Here is a 19,458-nt window from a genome sequence, read left to right as displayed (position 1 = left end):
TGGCTTGCCACCCTCTTTGTACAATGGCATCATTCAATCAATGAATTGAATGATTGTTTGGAGGGGTAGGGAATGTCAAGCACTCCGAAGCACGAGATCTACGAGCATTTGGCCGAAGTGGCTCAGGCACTCGGGCACGCCAACCGTCTCGAACTGCTCGAGCACCTTGCCCAAGGCCGCCGTAGTGTCGACCTTCTAGCGGAATTGACGGGTATGAGTGTTGCCAACACGTCCCGCCATTTGCAGCTTCTACGTCGTGCCCGTTTGGTGGACGCCGAGCGTCGAGGTAAGCAGGTCTTCTATCGTTTGGCCGGCGATGCTGAAGTAGTGTCCGTCCTTCAAACGCTGCGCCATCTCGCTGAACGCAATGTCGCGGAAGTTGATCGAATCGTTCGAGACTATTTCGACGCCCGCGACGCACTGGAGCCGGTGTCTCGGGAGGAGCTGATCACGAGGATGCATAGCGGGATGGTCACCGTGCTTGACGTGCGTCCAGAAGCTGAGTTCGCGCTCGGCCATCTACCTGGAGCCGTCAGCATGCCTATCGAGGCACTGGAGGACCGTCTGGCGGAGCTGCCCAAGGATCAGGAGATCATCGCCTACTGCCGAGGCCCGTACTGCGTGATGTCGTTCGAGGTCGTGTCCGCATTGCGGATGAAGGGTTACCGCATTCGTCGTTTGGAGGAGGGGTTTCCCGAGTGGAAGGCAGCGGGACTCGAGGTCGTCACAGACTAGATCTGGCGTATCGGCCCCCCAGGCCTGATAGACGCGAGATAGTCTGTCGCACGACGTTACTGAAATATGCTGTAGAGAGGTGTTTTGATGATCACGGTCAACAGCTTACCGGCTCCTTACCAATCAGAAGTCAGCAACGAGACCCAGGTTATTGTCTGCGATGCACCCGCCGCGAAAGGTGGAAGCGGAGCTGGATTCGGCGCCCATCAGTTGCTGGAGGCAGCCTTCGCCACCTGCATCAACATGGCGATCCGGATGTACGCCGATCAGCATTCGATAGCGCTTGATCACGTTTCCACAACGGTGTGGATCAGCAAGCCTGATCAGACGAGAACATGCTTCAACTACGAAATCGAAATTGTCGGTGACATCAGTGACGCAGAGCGCATTAAGTTGGAGGCTGTTGCTGATAGCTGCCCAGTGCGCGAGACCCTCTCTCGAGATCTAGAGTTCGCACGACAGCGGTAGCAAATCCCTCTGGGCATATGCCGGCCGCTAGCTTATTCCAACTGCCTGAAGTCGCTAGCCATCCAAGACGTAAGCGCTATGTGGCACCGGCGTGCGTTCATCATGATGGCCATCGACGGTGCAGTTCATCGATGACGAATCGATGTGAATGCGTCTTTTCGTTCCCGTCCAGATTCGTCAAATGTGGGTGTTCGCCTGGTAGATCATCGTGACGATGTTCTATCTCATCAGGATCAAGTTGCGGCCACGAATACCAGGCAGCGATCAGCCCGGAAACAGCCAGGCCGGTCAGCGCGCTGATCGCCACGGGGATTCCCCAGCGAGCTCCAACCATGCCAGCAAGTGGATATGCGATTAGCCAGCAAACATGAGACAGCGAAAACTGCGCAGCGAACAAAAATGGTAGATCAGCAGAATCAGCGGAACGGCGAAGCAAGCGACCTCCGGGGGTGACAAGTCCTGCATAAGCCATCCCGAGAAGTACCCAGCCTGGAATGACTACGGCCCAGGTGACGACTCCGTTCAATCCAATCCAGGTGCCGAGCAGGCCCGCTAGTACTGTGCACATCAGGCCAGCTGCTGCGAGCATGACCAGTCGGTCCGAGATTTTTCCCAGGATTTTCGGTAGAAGCATGGCGATCGTCATCGACCCGATACCGAACGCAGCCAGGGCCCAGGCCACTTCACGCTCACCGCCATGAAGGACGCTGCGCACCACAACCACGGTATTGACGAATACCAGCGATCCGCCCGCAGCAGCGACCAAGTTTAGCGCCAGCAAACCACGCAGACGCGGTGTGTGCAGGTAGATGCGCATTCCTCGAATGGCTCGCGTGTACGGTCCCTCATTTCCTCGCTTGTCCGCGATCAAGGGAAAGACGGTTGAGAAAACTAGTATCGCGGAGAGTACGAAGCCAACAGAAGTCCCGGCAAATAACCCATGGAAACTGATCAGAGTAAGCAACGCCGCAGCCAACGCAGGGCTCAACAGACTTTCAAGGTCATACGCCAAGCGGGAGAGCGATAGTGCCTTGGTGTAGTCCTTCTCATCCTTGAGAATCTCTGGAATGAGTGACTGGAAAAGGGGAGTGAAACATGCGGAGGCGGATTGCAACAGTGCAATCAGGATGTAGACCTGCCAGATTTCGGTGACGAACGGCAGGGTAAGAGCAGCCGCGGCTCGGGCCAGGTCAAGTGCGATCAAGACGGTCTTTCGCAATGCTGGAGGTACTACGGCCGCTGAGACTGGGGCGAGTGTCACATAGACGATCATCTTGATCGCCAGTGCTGTCCCCAGCACGGCGCCAGCTTCGGCACCGGCCAGGTCGTAGGCCAACAAGGCCAATGCAACCGTAGCCAGGCCTGTGCCCACCAGAGCTACGACCTGGGCGGCAAACAGGTTCCGGAAGCTTGAGTTCTTCAGAACGTCGATCATGGAAGGAATCTCGAGAAGTGCATGCAAGGAGATAGAGCGGGACCAGTTGGGTCCCGCTCGCTCTTTCAAACAGATTACTTCTTTGCCGCACCCGCCTTCTGAGCATCACAGGAGGTCTTCAGCGCCTTGGTGGCCGAGTCATTGTGATTGACGTCATACTTGGATGCATCAGCCAACTGCTCGCAGGTGGTGGGCTTGGGCTTCTTCACTACCGCTGCGGGAGCCGGGGTGGACTCATGCAGGGCAGGGTCATGCGCGACTGCAGCTCCGGAGGTGGAGGCTGCTGCGAGGAAGCAAGCTACGAGAACATTGCGGATCTTCATGGGTAACACTCCGGAAAATGCGGTGTACACACCGCGGGTTGAAATCAAGTGTAGGGAGATCAAGGGCGATACAGGTCAGCTTGGAAACCGACGACTTCGACCGAAACGTCCACCGGTGTGGTGCCACGGTTCTGCCAGTACCAGCCGTGCGTCCCATCGAAGGGGGCAATGAAAGTGCCTTCGGCTTGGGTCTGCGCGGCCTCGACTGAATAACTGGTCCAAGCGCCCTTCACCTCCGGGCGCTCACCGTGCATATCCACCGCCACGTCGCCGGTAGCTTTCCAGCGGTAGATAGCGCCGGCACCCTGCTTAAGATGTGCTTTTACTTCAGCGCCCTTGCCCGGCTCCAATGTCACGGTAAGTGCGTCTGTACGCATTGGACCTGCGGTAAGTGAGTTTGCAGCGGCATCCAACGTCTGCCCCTTGTTCTCACCAAAAGCGGCTTTGGCTTTTTCGGCCAAGGTCTGGTTGGCCTGGTTGTTGGAACCCGTGACCGGAGCCGCGGCATCTGGCGCATTGTCCTCAGTAGTCTCGGCCAGCTTGGTCAGGCCCAACGCCCGACCGACACCGGTCGGGTCAATGCCGTACTCGGCAGGCATGACGGTAGTGACCAGCAGCACAGATGCTACGGCTGCGGCGATGAAGGTGGCGCGGACCAGGCGGCCGGTGCTGGGAAGAGGCTGATTTGCAGTAATGGACATTGAATTATCTCGATCAGGAAACGAAGTAGCCGGTGAGCTGGTAGCCGATGAGCAGGAAACCAGCGGTCATCAACACGGCGTTGGCACCAAAGGCTTGGCGGGCAAACATCGGCGAGCGGCGCCAGAAGCCCATGACGATCAGGATGAGCGCCAGAGCAAGGATCTGGCCGATCTCCACGCCAACGTTGAACGCCAACATGTTGGCGACGAGACCTTCCGGGGACAGTGAAAAGTCCTGCAGCTTGGTGGCAAGGCCGAGGCCGTGGAACAGACCAAAAATCATCACTGCAGCCTTCGTGTTGGGCTGAAAGCCGAACCAACGCCGGAAAGCACCCATGTTGTCTAACGCCTTGTAGACAACAGAAAAGCCGATGAGGGCGTCCACAATGTATGGATTGACGTGGAAGCCGCCCAACACGCCGAGCAGCAGCGTGATGCTGTGCCCTATGGCAAAGAGCGTGACGTAGATGCCCACATCCTTCATGCGGTACAGGAAGAACACCACCCCCAGCAGGAACAGGATGTGGTCGTATCCGGTGAACATGTGCTTGGCACCCAGATAGGTGAATGCCAGCAGATTGCGGCCGGAACTTTCTTCGAGGAAGGCGGCGTCCCCCTCGCTGACGCCATGGGCCACCGCAGCTGCTGTTGTGGTCAGCAGCGCAAGGCCTGCGAGTGCGGCCGCAGGTAGCTTGATGTTGCGCAAGAAACTCTCCTTTACTTTCGGAATTGAAGGAGCGCTCATGCGCGCTCCGTGTTGTTGAGGTCCCCATCGCGATGGATGAGGCGATAGAGCGCCGGTAGCACCAGCAGGGTCAGCAAAGTGGATGACACGATTCCGCCAATAACGACTGTGGCCAGCGGGCGCTGCACTTCTGCGCCAGCGCCGACGTTCAGGGCCATGGGCAGGAATCCAAGGCTGGCCACCAGCGCCGTCATCAGCACCGGCCGCAAGCGGGTAATCGCCCCCTCATGTACGGCGTGTTCCAGAGAGGCGCCGTCCTCGCGCAACTTTTTGATGAAGCTGATCATCACCAAGCCGTTGAGCACCGCGACGCCGGATAGAGCGATGAAGCCAACGCCCGCTGAGATGGATAGCGGGATTCCCCGCATTGCCAGTGCCAGTCCGCCGCCTGTGAGTGCCAATGGCACACCGCTGAAGACGATCGCGGCATCCTTGCCCGAGCCGAAGGCCATGAACAGCAGGCCAAAGATGAGCACCAGCACGACCGGCACCACGACCGAAAGGCGCTTGCTGGCAGAGATCAGCTGCTCGAACGTGCCGCCATACTCCACCCAGTAGCCCTCTGGCATCGCCACCTCCGTACCCACGCGTTCGCGCAGCTCCTCCACGAACGAGCCAAGATCCCGACCGCGAACATTGCTGGTGATGACCACCCGTCGCTTGCCGTTCTCCCGGCTGACCTGATTCGGACCTGGGGCGACTTCCACCTTGGCCAGTTGGCCCAGCGGCACATAGCCACGTGCCGCTTCCTCACTAACTGGCAACGCGACGGGTAGTGACGCCAAGGTCCTCGGGTTTTCGCGCATGCTCTCGGGCAGGCGAACCACGATGTCGAAGCGGCGATCCCCCTCGAACACTTGGCCGGCTGTTTCGCCACCCAATGCCATGGAGATCGTTTTCTGCACGGCGTCGATCGATACGCCATAGCGGGCCAAGGCATCCAGATCGGGCGTGATGGTCATCAGGGGCAGGCCGGTGACTTGTTCCAGCTTCACGTCGGCATTGCCCTCGATGCTGCTGGCAACCTTCTCGATCTGCCCACCGATGGCTGCCAGCTGGTCCAGATCATCGCCATACAGCTTGATCGCCACCTCGGCGCGAACACCCGCAATGAGCTCGTTCATGCGCATCTGAACCGGCTGGGTGAACTCATAGTTGTTGCCGGGAATGGCGCGCACGGCCTTTTCCAGCTCGGCAATGAGTTCAGCCTTGGGTTTACGTGGGTTTGGCCATTCGCTGCGGTCCTTCAACATGATGAAGGTGTCAGCCACCGAAGGCGGCATCGGATCGGTGGCCACCTCGGCGGTACCGATCTTGGCTACAACTTCATCCACCTCCGGGAACTCCTTGATCCGAGCTTCCAGTTGCCGCTGCATGCCAATCGCTTGGGTCAGGCTCGTGCCTGGAATACGCAGGGCATGCAGAGCGATATCACCCTCATCCAGGTTCGGGATGAACTCAGTGCCCAGACGGGTCGCTAGTGCGCCTGAGAGAACAATGAGAACAACTGCAGCCGCCACCACCAACTTGCGTGCAGACATGACCTTGTCCAGCAAGGGACCGTAGAAACGGCTTGCCTCACGCATCGCTCGGGTTTCCTTCTCCGAGACCTTCCCGGTCACGAACTGGGCCACTGCCGCCGGCACGAACGTCAGCGATAGCGCCATCGCTCCGGTTAACGCGATGATCACCGTCAACGCCATCGGGTGGAACATCTTTCCTTCCACCCCGGACAGGGCGAAGATCGGGATGTAGACGGCGGCGATGATGAACAAGCCGAACAAGCTTGGCTTGATCACTTCAGCGCTCGCACTAGCAGCAAGCTCAAATCGCTCTTGGCGGGTGAGAAGGCGTCCCAATGCATGCTGTTGCTCGCCGAAACGACGCAGGCAGTTCTCCACGATGATTACTGCACCATCAACGATCAGGCCGAAGTCCAACGCACCCAGGCTCATCAGGTTCGCCGAGACGCGGTTCTGCACCATTCCATTGATCGTCAACAACATGGTCAACGGGATCACCGCGGCGGTGATCAACGCTGCGCGCAAGTTCCCTAGCAGCAGGAACAGCACAGCGATGACGAGCAGGGCACCTTCCAGCAGGTTCTTGCGAACGGTTTCGATGGTGCGGTCAACCAGTTCAGTGCGGTCGTATACAGCGTGTACACGAACCCCCTCAGGCAGTGTCTTGTCAATTTCTATGAGCTTCGCAGCGCTTCGCTGTGCGACTTCCCGGCTGTTTTCCCCGATCAGCATGAACACGGTGCCAAGCACCACTTCCTTGCCATCCTTGGTAGCGGCACCCGTACGGAGTTCGCTGCCCTCAAGCACTTCGGCAACATCGCCTACGCGCAACGGAAGTCCGTCGCGTGTGGCCACCACAATTTTCCGAAGTCCGGCGATGTCCGCCACCTGGCCGGGCACACGGATCAGGTACTGCTCGCCTGATCGTTCGATATAGCCGGCACCGACGTTGGCATTGCTGCGATCTACTGCATCAAGAACGTCCTGCATGGTCAGACCGTAGGCCTGAAGCTTCGAGGGGTCAGGGGTGACGTGGAATTGGCGAACATACCCGCCAACGGTGTTGACCTCGGTGACTCCCTTGAGGTGGCGCATCTGCGGGCGCACGACCCAGTCCTGCAGTGTGCGTAGTGCCATGGGTGTCCAGGTGTCTTCTGCACCGGGCTCCGCTTCGACCGTGTACATGAAGATTTCGCCCAGGCCGGTGGCAACCGGTCCCAGCGAAGGTTTCAAGCCAGAGGGCAGGGCAGAGGCCGCCTGTTGCAGGCGTTCTGCGACCTGCTGACGGGCGAAGTAGATATCGGTTCCATCCTCAAACACCACCGTGACCTGGGAAAGACCGTAGCGGGAAACCGAACGGGTGTACTCAAGCTTGGCCAGGCCGGCCAATGCTGTTTCGACAGGGAACGTGACGCGCTGTTCTGCCTCCAATGGCGAGTAGCCGGGTGCTTCGGTGTTGACCTGCACCTGGACGTTGGTGATGTCTGGCACAGCATCGATGGGGAGCCGGTTGTAGTTCCAGATGCCAAGGCCGCACAGCCCAAGCACAAGGAGTAGCACCAGCCACCTGTGAGCGATCGACGCTCGTATGATTCGTTCGAGCATGGCCGTTCCTTAGTGGTCGTGGCTGGCGCCGGACTTTTCGATGTCTGCGCGGATCAAGTAGCTTTGCTCTGCGACGTAGGGTGTCCCGGGCTTCAGCCCGCCCAGTACCTCGACGTACTCGCCGTCCCTGCGACCCAGCTCAAGCATGCGTACCTCGTAGGTGTCCTTCACCTGCGCAAACACGACGGTGAAATCGCGAAATCGCTGTAGGCCGGACTCCTTCACCGCAAGCGGCACTTCTTCGGAAGACAACGTCACTTCGGCTGCGACCGTCATTCCAGGCCGCCAACGGCCATCCGGGTTGGGCAGACTCAAGCGGGCGACCACGCTCTGCCCGCTGGATGCCACTGGCAACAGGGAGGCAATGGTGGATTCCACGGTGGTCTCGCCGGTCGCCGAGCGAACCAGTACAGCCTGGCCGACCGCCAAGCGCTCGGCGTCGGTGCCGATGGCCCGCAGATCCACCCATACCTCGCCCAGGTTGGCTATTTCGATCAAGGTATTGTCGGCAGCCACATCGCCCACGTTGGTTGTACGCGTCAGCACGACGCCATCAAACGGGGCGGTCACGGCGTAGGTACGCATGCTCTCGTTGCCCTCGATCGTCGCCAGGGTTTGCCCGTGTGCAACGTGGTCGCCCACTTGAACCTGCACCGCACGAACGATTCCCGGGAACCTTGCTTTGATTGCAGCAAGACGGTTCTCATTCAGCGCGACCGTTCCCATCAATTGACCGGTGTCACGAATCGTTGCTGGACCTGAGGTCTCAATGACAACGCCGGCATCCTTTGCCGCTTCAGCATCAATGGTGGTTCGACCTTCATAGGACGCGTAGGTCCAGTTATGGGCTTTTCCGCCGAGCGTGGCATTGACCTTCACGTCGAACGAATGCGGCTCCACAACCTCGGCACTCGCGGCTAGATAGTCTTTCACCACCTTGAAGGCGAAGGCGTTGACCTCGCCGTCGAGTCGCGCGACCTCCATACTGGCGGTTACCTCACCCGGGGCGATCGGTTTATCGTCCCGGTATGCATACAGGCGGAAGTGCGGCGGCGTGTTGGTTTCGTACACCGTCACCTCGATGGCGACGTTGCCATCGCGCAGCATTCGGCCACGATGAGGGCCGCGCTCATAGTCGGCGCCGGCAGCTACCGAGCCGTCCTCTGCAGCAGGTACAGCGTTCGGCTTGTCGCCACAGGCGGCGAGCATCAGCGGTAGCAGGATCAGGAATGCATAACGCTTCATTGGGAGGCATCCGGAAATTGAGCGGTCAGGCGTTCAACCTCGACCAGAAGGGTGTAATAGCGAGCGGCCGCTTCGACCTCGCGTTCGCGCAGGTCGAACAGGGTCTTCTCGGCTTGCGCAAGCGCCAGGAAAGAGAATCGACCGGCTTCAAAGCCACGGCGCGTCAGGCTGATCGCCTCCTGCGCTTTGGGTAGCATCCGGGCGCGAAGCGCTTCCACTTCCGAGCGGGCTTGCTGCATCAACTGATAGCGATCGAACAATTGCTGGCGTTGTTCCAAACCTGTGACTTGGGCGCGAGCATGCACAGCAGCCAGATCCGCATCGGCTTCAGCAACGGAGTAGGACGCGCGGCGTTGGCTTCCAAGTGGCAGGGAGAAGGACATCACCAGCCCCTGATCACCCGTAGCTTCCAAACGACGAACGCCAAGACTGACGTTCACATCAGGCTTTCCACTCGCAACTGCAATCCGACGACGAGCCGCAATAGACTCTGTTTCGAGCTGCGCAAGACGCTGTTGCGGTGTCTGCGGCAGGCGGCCGGCCAAGATTCCGAAATCCGCGAGTGGGGGCAGGGTGTCCAGATCCGCGATAACGGTATCGAAGTCCGGGGTGAGGGCTCCCCAGCTGGCAGCAAGGCGTGCCTTGGCTCCCTGAAGGGCTTGAAGCGCCAGCTCGTGCTTCAGTTCGGCATCGGCCAATGTAATCTCTGCGGCCCGAAGGTCGGAGTCCGGATTACGTGCTGCCTGCACCCACCTGGCAACTTCTCGACGCGTGCTGTTCGCGTGGCGAACCCGTTCTTCGGCGTTCTCCACGTGCTCCTGAGCGACAGCGGCCTGAATGAATCTCTGCGTAGTGCTATTGGTGATGTCGAGTTTGGCCACGCCTTCAGCGCCTCGCTGAAGGTTGATCTCTGCATCACCCAATGCGGCGCGGGCATCACGCTTCCCACCCAACTCGAGGACGCGTCCAATGCGCAAGGTGGTTTCAGCTGAGTCAACACCGCTCAGCCCGCCGGTACCGGCAACGTTTTCGAAATCGGCTCCCACTACATAGGTAGCGGGAAGGGCCTCTCGGTTTGCACGATTACGTACCGCCTCCAGGCGGGCGACTTCGGCTTGGATTGTGGGATTCGCCAGGAGAGCGCGGGCAACGGCTTCCTCCAGGCGCAAAGGTTCAGCAGCGAAGCCGCACGGGGCAACGCTGCAGGTACCGACCAAAGTCAGTACCCACATGCAACGCAAATTCACGGGATCTTCTCCGATTGTTCGACGAATAGCGCAGCCGGCCGCAAATTGCGACCAGCACTGTCAGGCCGCTATAAGGCGGCCGGATTCGTCAAACGATTGGAGGTCTGAAGGGTGTAGAGGGTTGTTGCGAAGGACGCCAATAGACGTCTAGAGGCGGGACCGTGGTATCTGGAACACCTGATGGAGTCCAGTGACTGTGGTTGCAGAGGTTGATTGCACCATTGGCGTCAACCGAGTGGAGCAGGGCATGCGGCCCCTTGGCATGCTCAGGATCGGAATCCGAATCAGGCTCGCCAGGGTGGTGATGGCCATGCTCAGCGGCTTCAACGATCGCGTGATCTGTGGAGTGTAGGTCACCCATCAGGTTCAACATCGGACGCACCAACGAAACTATGGCCAGCAGCGCAAAGAGGCTGACACGAAGCAGATCGGAAGTGGCCGACGTACGGTACATTCCATTAGGGTAAATGGCTTTCTAGGCTTTTGTCGATATAGGCGCGAGCAACAGGAGAATCCTCACGGAGGACGTCCAGTGCCTTTGTGAAAGACTCGGAATCCCTCGCGGGTATGGACGACTACCTGTTGGCTCTAGCCAACGTTTCCCCGCCACATGCGTTTTCTTGCGGGGGATCTAGGAGAAACAGCGTTGCTTCAGGCGCAGTGCCACGTTCACCAAGATGATCAGAACCGGCACTTCTATCAGCGGGCCTATGACGGCTGCGAATGCGACCGGCGAACTGATGCCGAACGCAGCCACTGCCACCGCGATAGCCAGTTCGAAGTTGTTGCCGGCAGCGGTGAAGGCGATGGCGGTTGTGCGCGGGTAGTCTTTAGCGATCAGCTTGCCCATGAAGAAGCTGATGATGAACTGGACCAAGAAGTAGATCGTCAGTGGAACGGCTATCCGCAAAACATCCCGGGGGAGTTTGACCACATCGCCCCCCTTCATTGCGAACATCACCACGATCGTAAACAACAGGGCCACTAGCGTTATCGGGCCGATCGCAGGTAGAAACCGGTGCTCGTACCAGTGAAGTCCTTTTGACTTGGTCAACGATCGACGTACCAGGTAACCGGCAGCGAATGGGATGCCGAGATAGATCAGGACAGCTTCCGCAACTGGCCAGAATCCAATGTTGAGCACCACGCCTTGCAGGCCCAATGCCGTCGGCAACACGGAGAGAAACAGCCAGGCATAGACGCTGAACAACGCGATCTGGAAGATTGAATTGAACGCCACCAAGCCGGCAACGTACTGGTTGTCGCCTTTCGCAAGCTGGTTCCATACCAGGACCATTGCGATGCAGCGGGCCAGCCCTATCAGGATCACCCCGGTCATATAACCCGGCTGATCGCGTAGAAATATCACTGCCAGGGCGAACATCAGAACTGGGCCAATCACCCAGTTCTGAACCAGCGATAGCGCCAATACCCGCTTATCCCTGAAAACCACGCCCAGCTGCGCGTAGTCAACCTTGGCGAGTGGGGGGAACATCATCAAGATCAGCCCGATAGCGATTGGCACGTTCGTAGTGCCGATGCTCAACGCGTCTACCTGGTGCTGCAGGCCAGGGAAAATGATGCCCAGCCCCACGCCAACCGCCATGGCCAGGAAAATCCAGACGGTCAGGAAGCGATCCAGAAATGACATGCGCTCAGGGCGCATCTCAGCCACGTCGTTCATCAGCAGCAGCCGGGCGTGCTGCTGGACTGATCGCCAGCACAACAGTTTTCTGTCAGGTACTCGACCAGACTTGTCATGGCATCAAAGTTTGCACGGTAGCAGATGGTTCGACCGAGTTGCTCGGAAGTGACAAGGCCCGCAGCAGCCAGCTCTTTCAGGTGAAAGGACAGCGTGGCACCGGGGAGGGCAAGTGCCTCGGCGATCTCACCGGCCAGCTTGCCGCCGCGACCTGCTTCGACAAGTAAACGGTAGATCGACAGCCTTGTGCCATGACCGAGGGCTGCTATAGCTCGCGTTGCAGTTTTATGTTCCATAGATCTAGAATAATGGAAATAAAGAGAAGGAACAAGTTATGCCCAATCTCCCGAACATCCATGCCGAGTCCCTGCAGTCGCCTTCGTGCTCAGACCTTGATGTGGCTGATCCGAGCAAGCATCGACCGCGCATCCTGATTCTCTATGGTTCGCTGCGTCCACAGTCCTTCAGCCGGAAGCTCGCTTTGGAGGCACAGCGCCTACTGGAACAGTTCGGCGCGGAGACTCGGCTGTTTGATCCACACACGCTGCCGATGCTGGATGCGGTACCGGCCGATCACCCCAAAGTGATCGAGCTGCGTGAAGCCTCCACGTGGTCAGAAGGCCAGGTCTGGATCAGTCCGGAGCGTCACGGGACGATGACCGCCGTGTTCAAGAATCAGATCGATTGGTTGCCGCTGGAGGAGGCTGGCATTCGCCCAACCCAGGGCCGCACACTCGCAGTGATGCAGGTCAGCGGGGGCTCACAATCTTTCAATGTGGTGAACGCGTTACGCGTGCTGGGCCGTTGGATGCGCATGGTCACCATCCCGAACCAATCGTCAGTACCCAAGGCTTGGCAGGAATTTGACGAGCGAGGTCGAATGAAGCCATCTCCGTACTACGATCGGGTTGTCGATGTAATGGAAGAGCTGGTGAAATTCACGTTGCTGGTCAGAGATCGCAGTGACTATCTGGTTGATCGCTACAGCGAGCGCAAAGGTGACGCAGCAGCAGCCGCTCTGGCGACAGCGTCCGGAGCCAAATCCTCTGCAACAGCGGGAGCCGCAGCATGAAGGCAACGATCTACCACAATCCCAACTGCGGAACCTCCAGGAACGCGCTTGCTCTGATCAGACATGCAGGCATCGAACCGGTGATCGTCGACTATTTGATCGAAACCCCTACCAAGACACGCTTGGCGGGCCTGATCGACCAGGCCGGATTGAGCGTACGCGAGGCGATCCGGCAGAAGGGCACACCTTACGAAGCGCTGGGTCTGGCTGATCCAGCTTTAAGCGACGATCAATTGCTTGATGTCATGCTGGCTCATCCGATCCTGATCAATCGACCGTTTGTGGAAACCGATCTAGGCGTGCGACTTGCTCGCCCCTCTGAAGTCGTTCTTGAGATATTGCCTGCAGTAGATGCTCCATTTATGAAAGAAGACGGTGAGGTTGTCATCGATGAACACGGTAGTCGTCCTAAATCCTGATCACCGCCAGATGGCCAAACCCCTGAAGGAAACGCCATGACTACGTTCGCGCCTGTTGCCTTGAACGCCGCGGTCGTGTCCATGCTGGTGGACGCCGGTTTGCCAGTGAGTGACCTGGAGGACGGCAGACGCAAGATCTTTGGTGGGCTCCACGACAAAGGCGAACTCATTGGTGTTGTCGGTGTCGAGCTGCACCTGCCTGTCGGCTTGCTGCGCTCCCTTGCGGTCGTCCAGAGTCACCGAGGACTGGGCTACAGTTCGGTGCTGGTGAGCCATGCAGAACAAATGGCAGCCAAGGAGGGAATCACAGAACTGTTCCTACTGACGGGTACTGCAGCACCTCTATTCGAACGTTGCGGATACAGTCATGCGTCCCGGATCGATGCGCCTGAATCGATCAGTCGGTCGGCGCAGTTCGCAAGCATATGTCCGGAGACCGCGGCATTCATGGTTAAGCACTTGTAGTCATCGTGGCCGGAGGAATTGCTCAGCAGGGCAGGGAACTGGGATTTTTTCGGAGCTTGCGTTGACTACCGCTGGTGACCGAAGCGGATACGTCTGGACTTCGATGCAGTAGAGCCTTTTCCGGGTTGAGCTAACCCTCGTTAATAACTGCAGGAGGCCATGCCTAGTGTCGTCGCTCGATCCCACAACAAGAGAAAGCGCTTGGCACGTATTCCTGGCGTTCCTGCGACTAGGCCTGACATCGTTCGGCGGTCCGATCGCACACTTGAGCTACTTCCGTCTTGAGTTCGTCGAGCGCCGCCGTTGGCTGACCGACCGCAGCTACTCCGATCTGGTGGCCCTTTGCCAATTACTGCCAGGTCCCGCCAGCAGCCAAGTAGGAATGGCGTTGGGCTTGTGCCGCGCAGGCTGGCCCGGTCTGCTAGCCGCTTGGGCGGGCTTTACCCTGCCATCGGCCGTGCTGATGATTCTGTTTGCCTTGGGAGTTGCCAGATACCAAGGCATCGTTGAATCCGGCTGGCTGCATGGCCTGAAGATCGTAGCAGTTGCCGTGGTAGCGCAAGCCGTATGGGGAATGGCCCGATCCCTGTGTACGGACCGTTTGCGAGTAGGGATGGCGTTTTTCTCCGCCGTGGCGACGTCGGTATTGCCCTCGGTCGTCGGCCAGATGGCAGTGATCATTTTCAGCGGGCTACTCGGTCGCTGGGCGCTAAAAATCGAACCAGCATCCGATCAGTCCCCGTGCAGCTATCCCGTCTCGCGAAGAACTGGCACGGTGGCACTGACATTGTTCGTGCTGCTACTTGCTCTGCTGCCGATGTGGGCGGCTGCGAGCAATTCCCCCCTGGCTGTTCTGCTGGAGGGCGTATACCGCGCTGGCGCTCTGGTCTTTGGCGGCGGCCACGTTGTTTTGCCCTTGTTGCAAACTGCGGTCGTGCAGAGCGGCACCGTAAGCACTGCGGATCTGCTTGCCGGGTACAGTGCGGCGCAGGCTGTGCCAGGCCCTCTATTCACTCTTGCAGCGTACTTAGGGGCAATGGCCGACGGACCGCTAGGTGGCTGGGTAGGTGGCTTTGCGATGTTGGCAGTCATTTTCCTACCCGCCGTACTCATCCTCGTGGGGGTCCTGCCGTTCTGGGAGTCTTTGCGCTACCGCAAGGATTTGCAGGCTTCGATTGCCGGCGTCAACGCCGGGGTGGTCGGAATCCTGCTGGCTGCGTTGTACGATCCGGTGTGGACAAGCGCAATCCATAATCGATGGGATGTTGCGGTGACGCTGGTGGCATTCGGGCTACTGGTCGTCGTGCGTACACCTCCGGTCCTGGTCGTGTTGCTAGTTGGCATGGCGGGTTGGGCGATGGCGCGATAAAACCACTAGATCGGACAGTCACGACAGCGGAAAGTTCTAGCGTTCGCCTCGCTTACGCTATGCGCTGGAAATTTCGGTGGGGACCAAAAACAGGTGCGCGGTAACGCACGCGATGGACGCCAGTAGTTCCGTTGCCTACTCCGCACGTCTCCATGGCTAGCAGTCTCGTTGCAATGGGAGCATTGGCACCCCGCACATACATCGCGACTTACCCCGACGTCGCCATGAATGCAAAGGAAAGATGCATCGCGAGCACACGTCGCTCTTAGCCAAAGATAGCCGTTGTCTAACCACACCCAGCCCAAAGCCTGCGCGCGCAAGCGGTGCGCGGAACATCGATCGGTGGTCAGATCGAAAGGCAGGACGAAGAAAGCCGAGCCGCCTCCGGTAGATAAGCTCGCCACGCACGCAAAGAGTGCCCACCTTGCAAGGTGGGATGGCGGATCCAGCGATCGCGAACGAGGACTAGGGGATTTCGGGATTCAGGGTGTCTATCGGGGGGATGTCTGCATTTGGCCGAAATCGGACACTATTGCATCAGTTCAGAAAGGGCCTTGGCTAGGTTTTGGCATTAAATTTCGTTCTTACTAAGCCAATCCCGGCAATAAATTTTTGCGAGACTGTTTTCTGCCCGGCACATGGAAGTCCTCTGGCATCGACCTATGCTTCGTTCGATGACGGGTGCGTCGAATCCTTAAGGAGAACAAAGACACTCATCCTCCGCGTCCGGGGTGTGACAGGGGGCAGCTCGACCTTGACCGGCAGTAGCTCGCGGTTGTCCAGCGAGAGGCGGTATCACTTGGGGCCCCCAATGAGGTCGTGGTGCAACAAGAGCAGCATCCTCATCGTCTCCGCTGCACTGGCCGCGTTCTCCTTCGTGACTTGCCGCCGCGCCGTGTTCTTACAGAAGGGTCACTGCGAGATCGAATAAGGTGCTTGCTGCACCACTCTTTAGCCCTCGATTCCCCTGTTATGAATCGAACGAGCGATCGCAACATGGGTGAGAAGGACAGAGAGGGATCACGTAATGCCGCAACCCAGTATGTCGATACGAAGACCGCGGAAATACCGCAAGCAAGAATGGATGCGGCGAACCAACCTTCGCTTAATGCCCCCGCTTCTGGAGGGTTAGATGCTGAAAGAAATGCGGAAAATGCAAAAGCAATCGAATGAATCACCATTACGGAAGTCGATGCGGTTATGCGCGCTTTGTATCGGACGGACGCAAAAACGAATGTTGTTGATGCGATCAGTACGAGAACAAATGCAGCACATAGCACCACAAGTTCAAACACCTCTCTCATTTGTGCCATCGAGGTCATGACGGCAAGCAATACCAGCGCAACTATCATGACGCTGCTCCCCAGGAACAACCATGTATGTGCGGCGGAGCTAATCTGAGAAGCCGCCGCACGGTCTACAATGACTGCAGCGACCCACGCCATGACCAAGCTCCCGCCTGCGACAGTGGCAGGAATCCACATCATCGATTCGTGCGGATTGGGTGCTAATGGCTGCATTGCCAGCATGCCCCACACAGATGCGGCGACGAATGCAGCCAATGGGACGCCCGCTCGGTAACTGCCCTTCATGACCGCCCTCGAGTGCGAACAGCTGGCGACTGGATCCCACCTTCAGGGGTGACGAGAATCCGCTTATTCACTTCGACTGAGCCCCTCCATCAGCACAGCTCGTGCCTCGATTGAGGACTGGATGGAGAGCCTGTAGCCAAAACGCGGCAACGTATGGATCAACTTCTCTTCGCATGGCCCGTCAACAATCTTACGCAGACTCGATATTTGCGAACGGAGCAGGTCACGGTCAGGCGGCTGGTGACCCCAGACTGCGTATTCGAGTTGCTCCCTAGACACTGCTCCTGGACTCTCCCGCATCAGAACTTGCAGAAGCTTCCAGGAGGCCGGGTAGAGATGAAGTCGCCTCCCTGCACGGAACACCTCTAGCGTCGTCAGGTCCATGGTCAAGTTGCCCACCGTGAGTTGACGCATCCCCACTCTTCCGCGAGAGCGGGCGACCAATGCCTCCAAGCGAACCTCAAGCTCAAGCAGTTCGAAGGGTTTGGTGAGGTAGTCATCCGTGCCTGACCGAAATGCATTGATCTTGCTAGCGAGATCGGACCTACTCGCCAGCATGAGTACCGGAACAGACGAGTTGTGCTCCCTCCGCAGACTTCTCACCACGTCCAGCCCGCTGACGCGAGGGAGTTCCCATCCCACGACGACAACGTCGTAGTTGTTGGACAAGGCTAAGTGCAGGCCTGTCACACCATCCAGCGCAACGTCCACGCTGTGATGCTTCGCTTCGATCTCGGCAAGTACGTTCCGGACGACTTGTCGGTCACTGTCAATCAACAGAATTTCCACGATTAGGATTCCCGGAATCCAAGCAACCTAAGTGCATTGACTACCACCAACAGCGTGGTCCCCTCATGCACCGCAACGGCGGGGCCTATGCCCAAACCCATGACCGTGGCAGGCACGAGCAAAGCCACCACGCCTAGGCTCACGTAAAGATTCTGGCGAATAACATTTTTGGTACGTCGACTGAGCGCCACGGAAAAAGCGACCTGCCGCAGGTCCTCTGACATGAGAGCAACATCCGCCGTTTCCAGGGCGACATCGGACGAAGCCGCGCCCATCGCGATACCCACATTGGCGCTGGCCATGGCGGGTGCGTCATTGACGCCATCGCCAACCATTGCAATCCTCTGACTTGCCTTTATCTTCCGTATGGCGGAGACCTTGTCGTCCGGCATGAGGTTGCCCCACGCTTCATCTACCCCGACGTCTCTGCCTACGGACTGCGCGACGAGTTGGTGATCACCGGAGATCATGATCATCTGGCTCACGCCCAGACCACGCAACTTGTCCAGCGCTTGGCGTGCCTCTGCCCGCGGAGTGTCCATTAAGCCGATGACGCCCAGATCCCTATCGCCGAGCCGCACCGCCATCGTCGTTCGCCCGCGACTGCGCAGCACATCGATGCCTTCTTCGGCGGACGGGCCCAAAGCCGGAACCCCGTCAGCCCCAAACATTTCCATCTTCCCGATCCAGGCAGTCTGCCCACCAACATCCGCACGCACTCCTCGTCCGGCGAGATTCTCGAATGCATTGGCCACCAACGTGACCGACTCGGAAAGACGTGTCTTCCCATCAGCTACGATGGCGGCCGCCAACGGATGGTCACTCAGCGCCTCCACAGCGACGCTGACCTCTAGTAACTCTCTCTCGGTTACGCCCTCTGTCACAACAATGTCGGTCACGCGGGGCTTGCCCTCGGTCAGGGTGCCGGTCTTGTCGAAGGCGATTGTCGTGACCATGCCAAGCTCCTCAAGCGGCGCACCGCCCTTGATCAGCACCCCGCTACGCGCCGCGCGTGCAATGCCGGCTAAAACAGCACTGGGGGTGGCAATGGCCAGTGCGCACGGGCTGGCAGCAACCAGCACCGCCATGGACCGGTAGAAGCTGTCACGGAACGGCTCATCTATCACCACCCAAGAGAACAGTAGAACGCTGGCAAGCACCAGAACGCAGGGAACGAAGATGCGCTCAAACTTGTCCGTAAGGCGTTGAGTGGGTGATTTTCGTGTCTCAGCCTCGCTGACCATCTTGACCACGCGTGCAAGCGCGGATTCCGTAGAGCGCCGGGTAACCTCTACCTCCAACGATCCGGAGCCGTTGATGGTTCCGGCAAACGCTCTCGACGCCATGTCGACTGCGTCGGGACGGCGCCTCGCTTCTTCGGCGTCAGATACGGGATGTTTGTCCACCGGGATGCTCTCACCTGTCACCGGTGCCTGGTTGACGTTGCTGGATCCCTTGACCACGAAGCCATCAGCAGGCAACCGATCATTCGCTCTTACCAGCACGATGTCACCGATCTGCAGCGCGGCGACCGGCACCTCCACAGGTCCGCCCTCCTTCACCACCAGGGCGGTCTCCGGTGCCAGTTTGGCGAGGGCCTCGATGGCGCGCTTGGCGCGCCCCATAGCGTAGTTCTCCAGCGAATGACCCAGGCTGAAGAGGAATAGCAGCAATGCGCCCTCTGCCCAGGCTCCGAGGGTGGCGGCACCTGCTGCTGCCACCAACATGAGCGTATCGATCTCGAAACGCTTCTGTCGAATGTTCTCTATTGCTTCGCGCAGGGTGAACCATCCACCGAACACGTAGGCAAGCATGTACAACGCCGTAGGGATCCATGCGATCCTGAACGCACCCGATTTCTCAATTATGAAGCCGGTCACGAGCAGTAGCCCGCAGATTATGGCGAACATCAGCTCTGCATTGGCTCCAAGCAGGCCATCGTGGGAATGGGCGTCTCCCTTATTCGGGGATGCGCCACTTTCTGTTGCTTGGCTCATCTCTATTCTCCGATTGTGATCTGAGC

18 protein-coding genes are annotated in these 19,458 nt (G+C 58.6%); 6 read left to right on the top strand and 12 right to left on the bottom strand.

All coding sequences use genetic code 11. From position 1 onward, the window contains the following. Positions 1 to 72: 72 nt before the first annotated feature. Together ACVOLI_RS05135 and ACVOLI_RS05130 are read left to right on the top strand one after the other, a co-directional pair. The gene (locus tag ACVOLI_RS05135) at positions 73 to 735 is read left to right on the top strand and encodes an ArsR/SmtB family transcription factor (RefSeq protein ID WP_296247981.1); all 663 of its coding nucleotides are present in this window, start codon (positions 73 to 75) and stop codon (positions 733 to 735) included. Positions 736 to 822: 87 nt separating this feature from the next. Further along, positions 823 to 1,203: an OsmC family protein gene (locus ACVOLI_RS05130; protein WP_296247984.1), complete on the top strand. Its 381-nt coding sequence runs from the start codon at positions 823 to 825 to the stop codon at positions 1,201 to 1,203. Between the two features lie 100 nt (positions 1,204 to 1,303). Here the strand turns inward: ACVOLI_RS05130 and ACVOLI_RS05125 are convergent, their stop codons facing one another. From ACVOLI_RS05125 to ACVOLI_RS05085, 9 genes are all read right to left on the bottom strand, one after another. Next, positions 1,304 to 2,638, bottom strand: coding sequence for an MFS transporter (locus tag ACVOLI_RS05125; protein ID WP_296247986.1), 1,335 nt, complete (start codon positions 2,636 to 2,638; stop codon positions 1,304 to 1,306). 74 nt (positions 2,639 to 2,712) lie between these two features. After that, positions 2,713 to 2,961, bottom strand: a complete 249-nt coding sequence (locus ACVOLI_RS05120; protein WP_296247988.1) for a hypothetical protein — start codon at positions 2,959 to 2,961, stop codon at positions 2,713 to 2,715. 59 nt (positions 2,962 to 3,020) lie between these two features. Then, positions 3,021 to 3,662: a hypothetical protein gene (locus ACVOLI_RS05115; protein WP_296247990.1), complete on the bottom strand. Its 642-nt coding sequence runs from the start codon at positions 3,660 to 3,662 to the stop codon at positions 3,021 to 3,023. A 13-nt stretch (positions 3,663 to 3,675) separates the two neighbouring features. Beyond that, positions 3,676 to 4,359, bottom strand: coding sequence for a HupE/UreJ family protein (locus tag ACVOLI_RS05110; protein ID WP_481513629.1), 684 nt, complete (start codon positions 4,357 to 4,359; stop codon positions 3,676 to 3,678). Between the two features lie 44 nt (positions 4,360 to 4,403). Then, a complete protein-coding gene (locus ACVOLI_RS05105; RefSeq protein WP_296247992.1) occupies positions 4,404 to 7,535 on the bottom strand; it encodes an efflux RND transporter permease subunit in 3,132 nt (1,043 codons plus the stop codon). Positions 7,536 to 7,544: 9 nt separating this feature from the next. Continuing rightward, positions 7,545 to 8,780 carry an efflux RND transporter periplasmic adaptor subunit gene (locus ACVOLI_RS05100; RefSeq protein WP_296247994.1) on the bottom strand — a complete coding sequence of 412 codons (1,236 nt, stop codon included), beginning with the start codon at positions 8,778 to 8,780 and terminating at the stop codon, positions 7,545 to 7,547. After that, positions 8,777 to 10,012 carry a TolC family protein gene (locus ACVOLI_RS05095; RefSeq protein WP_296247996.1) on the bottom strand — a complete coding sequence of 412 codons (1,236 nt, stop codon included), beginning with the start codon at positions 10,010 to 10,012 and terminating at the stop codon, positions 8,777 to 8,779. The genes ACVOLI_RS05100 and ACVOLI_RS05095 overlap by 4 nt, the downstream gene beginning before the upstream one ends. A 646-nt stretch (positions 10,013 to 10,658) precedes the next feature. Further along, positions 10,659 to 11,711: an ACR3 family arsenite efflux transporter gene (gene arsB / locus ACVOLI_RS05090; protein ID WP_481513624.1), complete on the bottom strand. Its 1,053-nt coding sequence runs from the start codon at positions 11,709 to 11,711 to the stop codon at positions 10,659 to 10,661. Beyond that, the gene (locus ACVOLI_RS05085; RefSeq protein ID WP_296247998.1) at positions 11,711 to 12,025 is read right to left on the bottom strand and encodes an ArsR/SmtB family transcription factor; all 315 of its coding nucleotides are present in this window, start codon (positions 12,023 to 12,025) and stop codon (positions 11,711 to 11,713) included. Before ACVOLI_RS05085 ends, arsB begins: the two co-directional genes overlap by 1 nt. A gap of 38 nt (positions 12,026 to 12,063) precedes the next feature. Here ACVOLI_RS05085 and arsH point away from each other — a divergent pair, with 38 nt between their 5' ends. From arsH to chrA, 4 genes are all read left to right on the top strand, one after another. Beyond that, complete coding sequence (gene arsH / locus ACVOLI_RS05080) at positions 12,064 to 12,801, top strand: arsenical resistance protein ArsH (protein ID WP_296248002.1); 738 nt, start codon at positions 12,064 to 12,066, stop codon at positions 12,799 to 12,801. After that, positions 12,798 to 13,220 (top strand): arsenate reductase (glutaredoxin), encoded by a 423-nt coding sequence (arsC, locus tag ACVOLI_RS05075; protein WP_296248004.1) that lies wholly within the window; start codon positions 12,798 to 12,800, stop codon positions 13,218 to 13,220. The genes arsH and arsC overlap by 4 nt, the downstream gene beginning before the upstream one ends. Before the next feature lie 36 nt (positions 13,221 to 13,256). Next, positions 13,257 to 13,685, top strand: coding sequence for an arsenic resistance N-acetyltransferase ArsN2 (arsN2, locus tag ACVOLI_RS05070; RefSeq protein ID WP_296248007.1), 429 nt, complete (start codon positions 13,257 to 13,259; stop codon positions 13,683 to 13,685). Between the two features lie 166 nt (positions 13,686 to 13,851). Further along, on the top strand, positions 13,852 to 15,054 hold the full coding sequence (gene chrA / locus ACVOLI_RS05065) for a chromate efflux transporter (protein ID WP_296248008.1): 1,203 nt from the start codon (positions 13,852 to 13,854) through the stop codon (positions 15,052 to 15,054). A gap of 842 nt (positions 15,055 to 15,896) precedes the next feature. Here chrA and ACVOLI_RS05060 read toward each other — a convergent pair. The 3 genes from ACVOLI_RS05060 to ACVOLI_RS05050 form a co-directional block, all read right to left on the bottom strand. Continuing rightward, on the bottom strand, positions 15,897 to 16,646 hold the full coding sequence (locus ACVOLI_RS05060; RefSeq protein ID WP_296248009.1) for a hypothetical protein: 750 nt from the start codon (positions 16,644 to 16,646) through the stop codon (positions 15,897 to 15,899). Between the two features lie 63 nt (positions 16,647 to 16,709). Beyond that, a complete protein-coding gene (locus ACVOLI_RS05055; protein WP_296248012.1) occupies positions 16,710 to 17,435 on the bottom strand; it encodes a response regulator transcription factor in 726 nt (241 codons plus the stop codon). Between the two features lie 2 nt (positions 17,436 to 17,437). Continuing rightward, the gene (locus tag ACVOLI_RS05050; RefSeq protein WP_296248014.1) at positions 17,438 to 19,432 is read right to left on the bottom strand and encodes a heavy metal translocating P-type ATPase; all 1,995 of its coding nucleotides are present in this window, start codon (positions 19,430 to 19,432) and stop codon (positions 17,438 to 17,440) included. Between the last annotated feature and the right edge of the window lie 26 nt (positions 19,433 to 19,458).

This window comes from Stenotrophomonas sp. STEN029, from assembly GCF_056760015.1.
The sequence above is the reverse complement of the archived record's forward strand: the minus strand, read 5'-3'. Positions and strand labels throughout refer to the sequence as shown.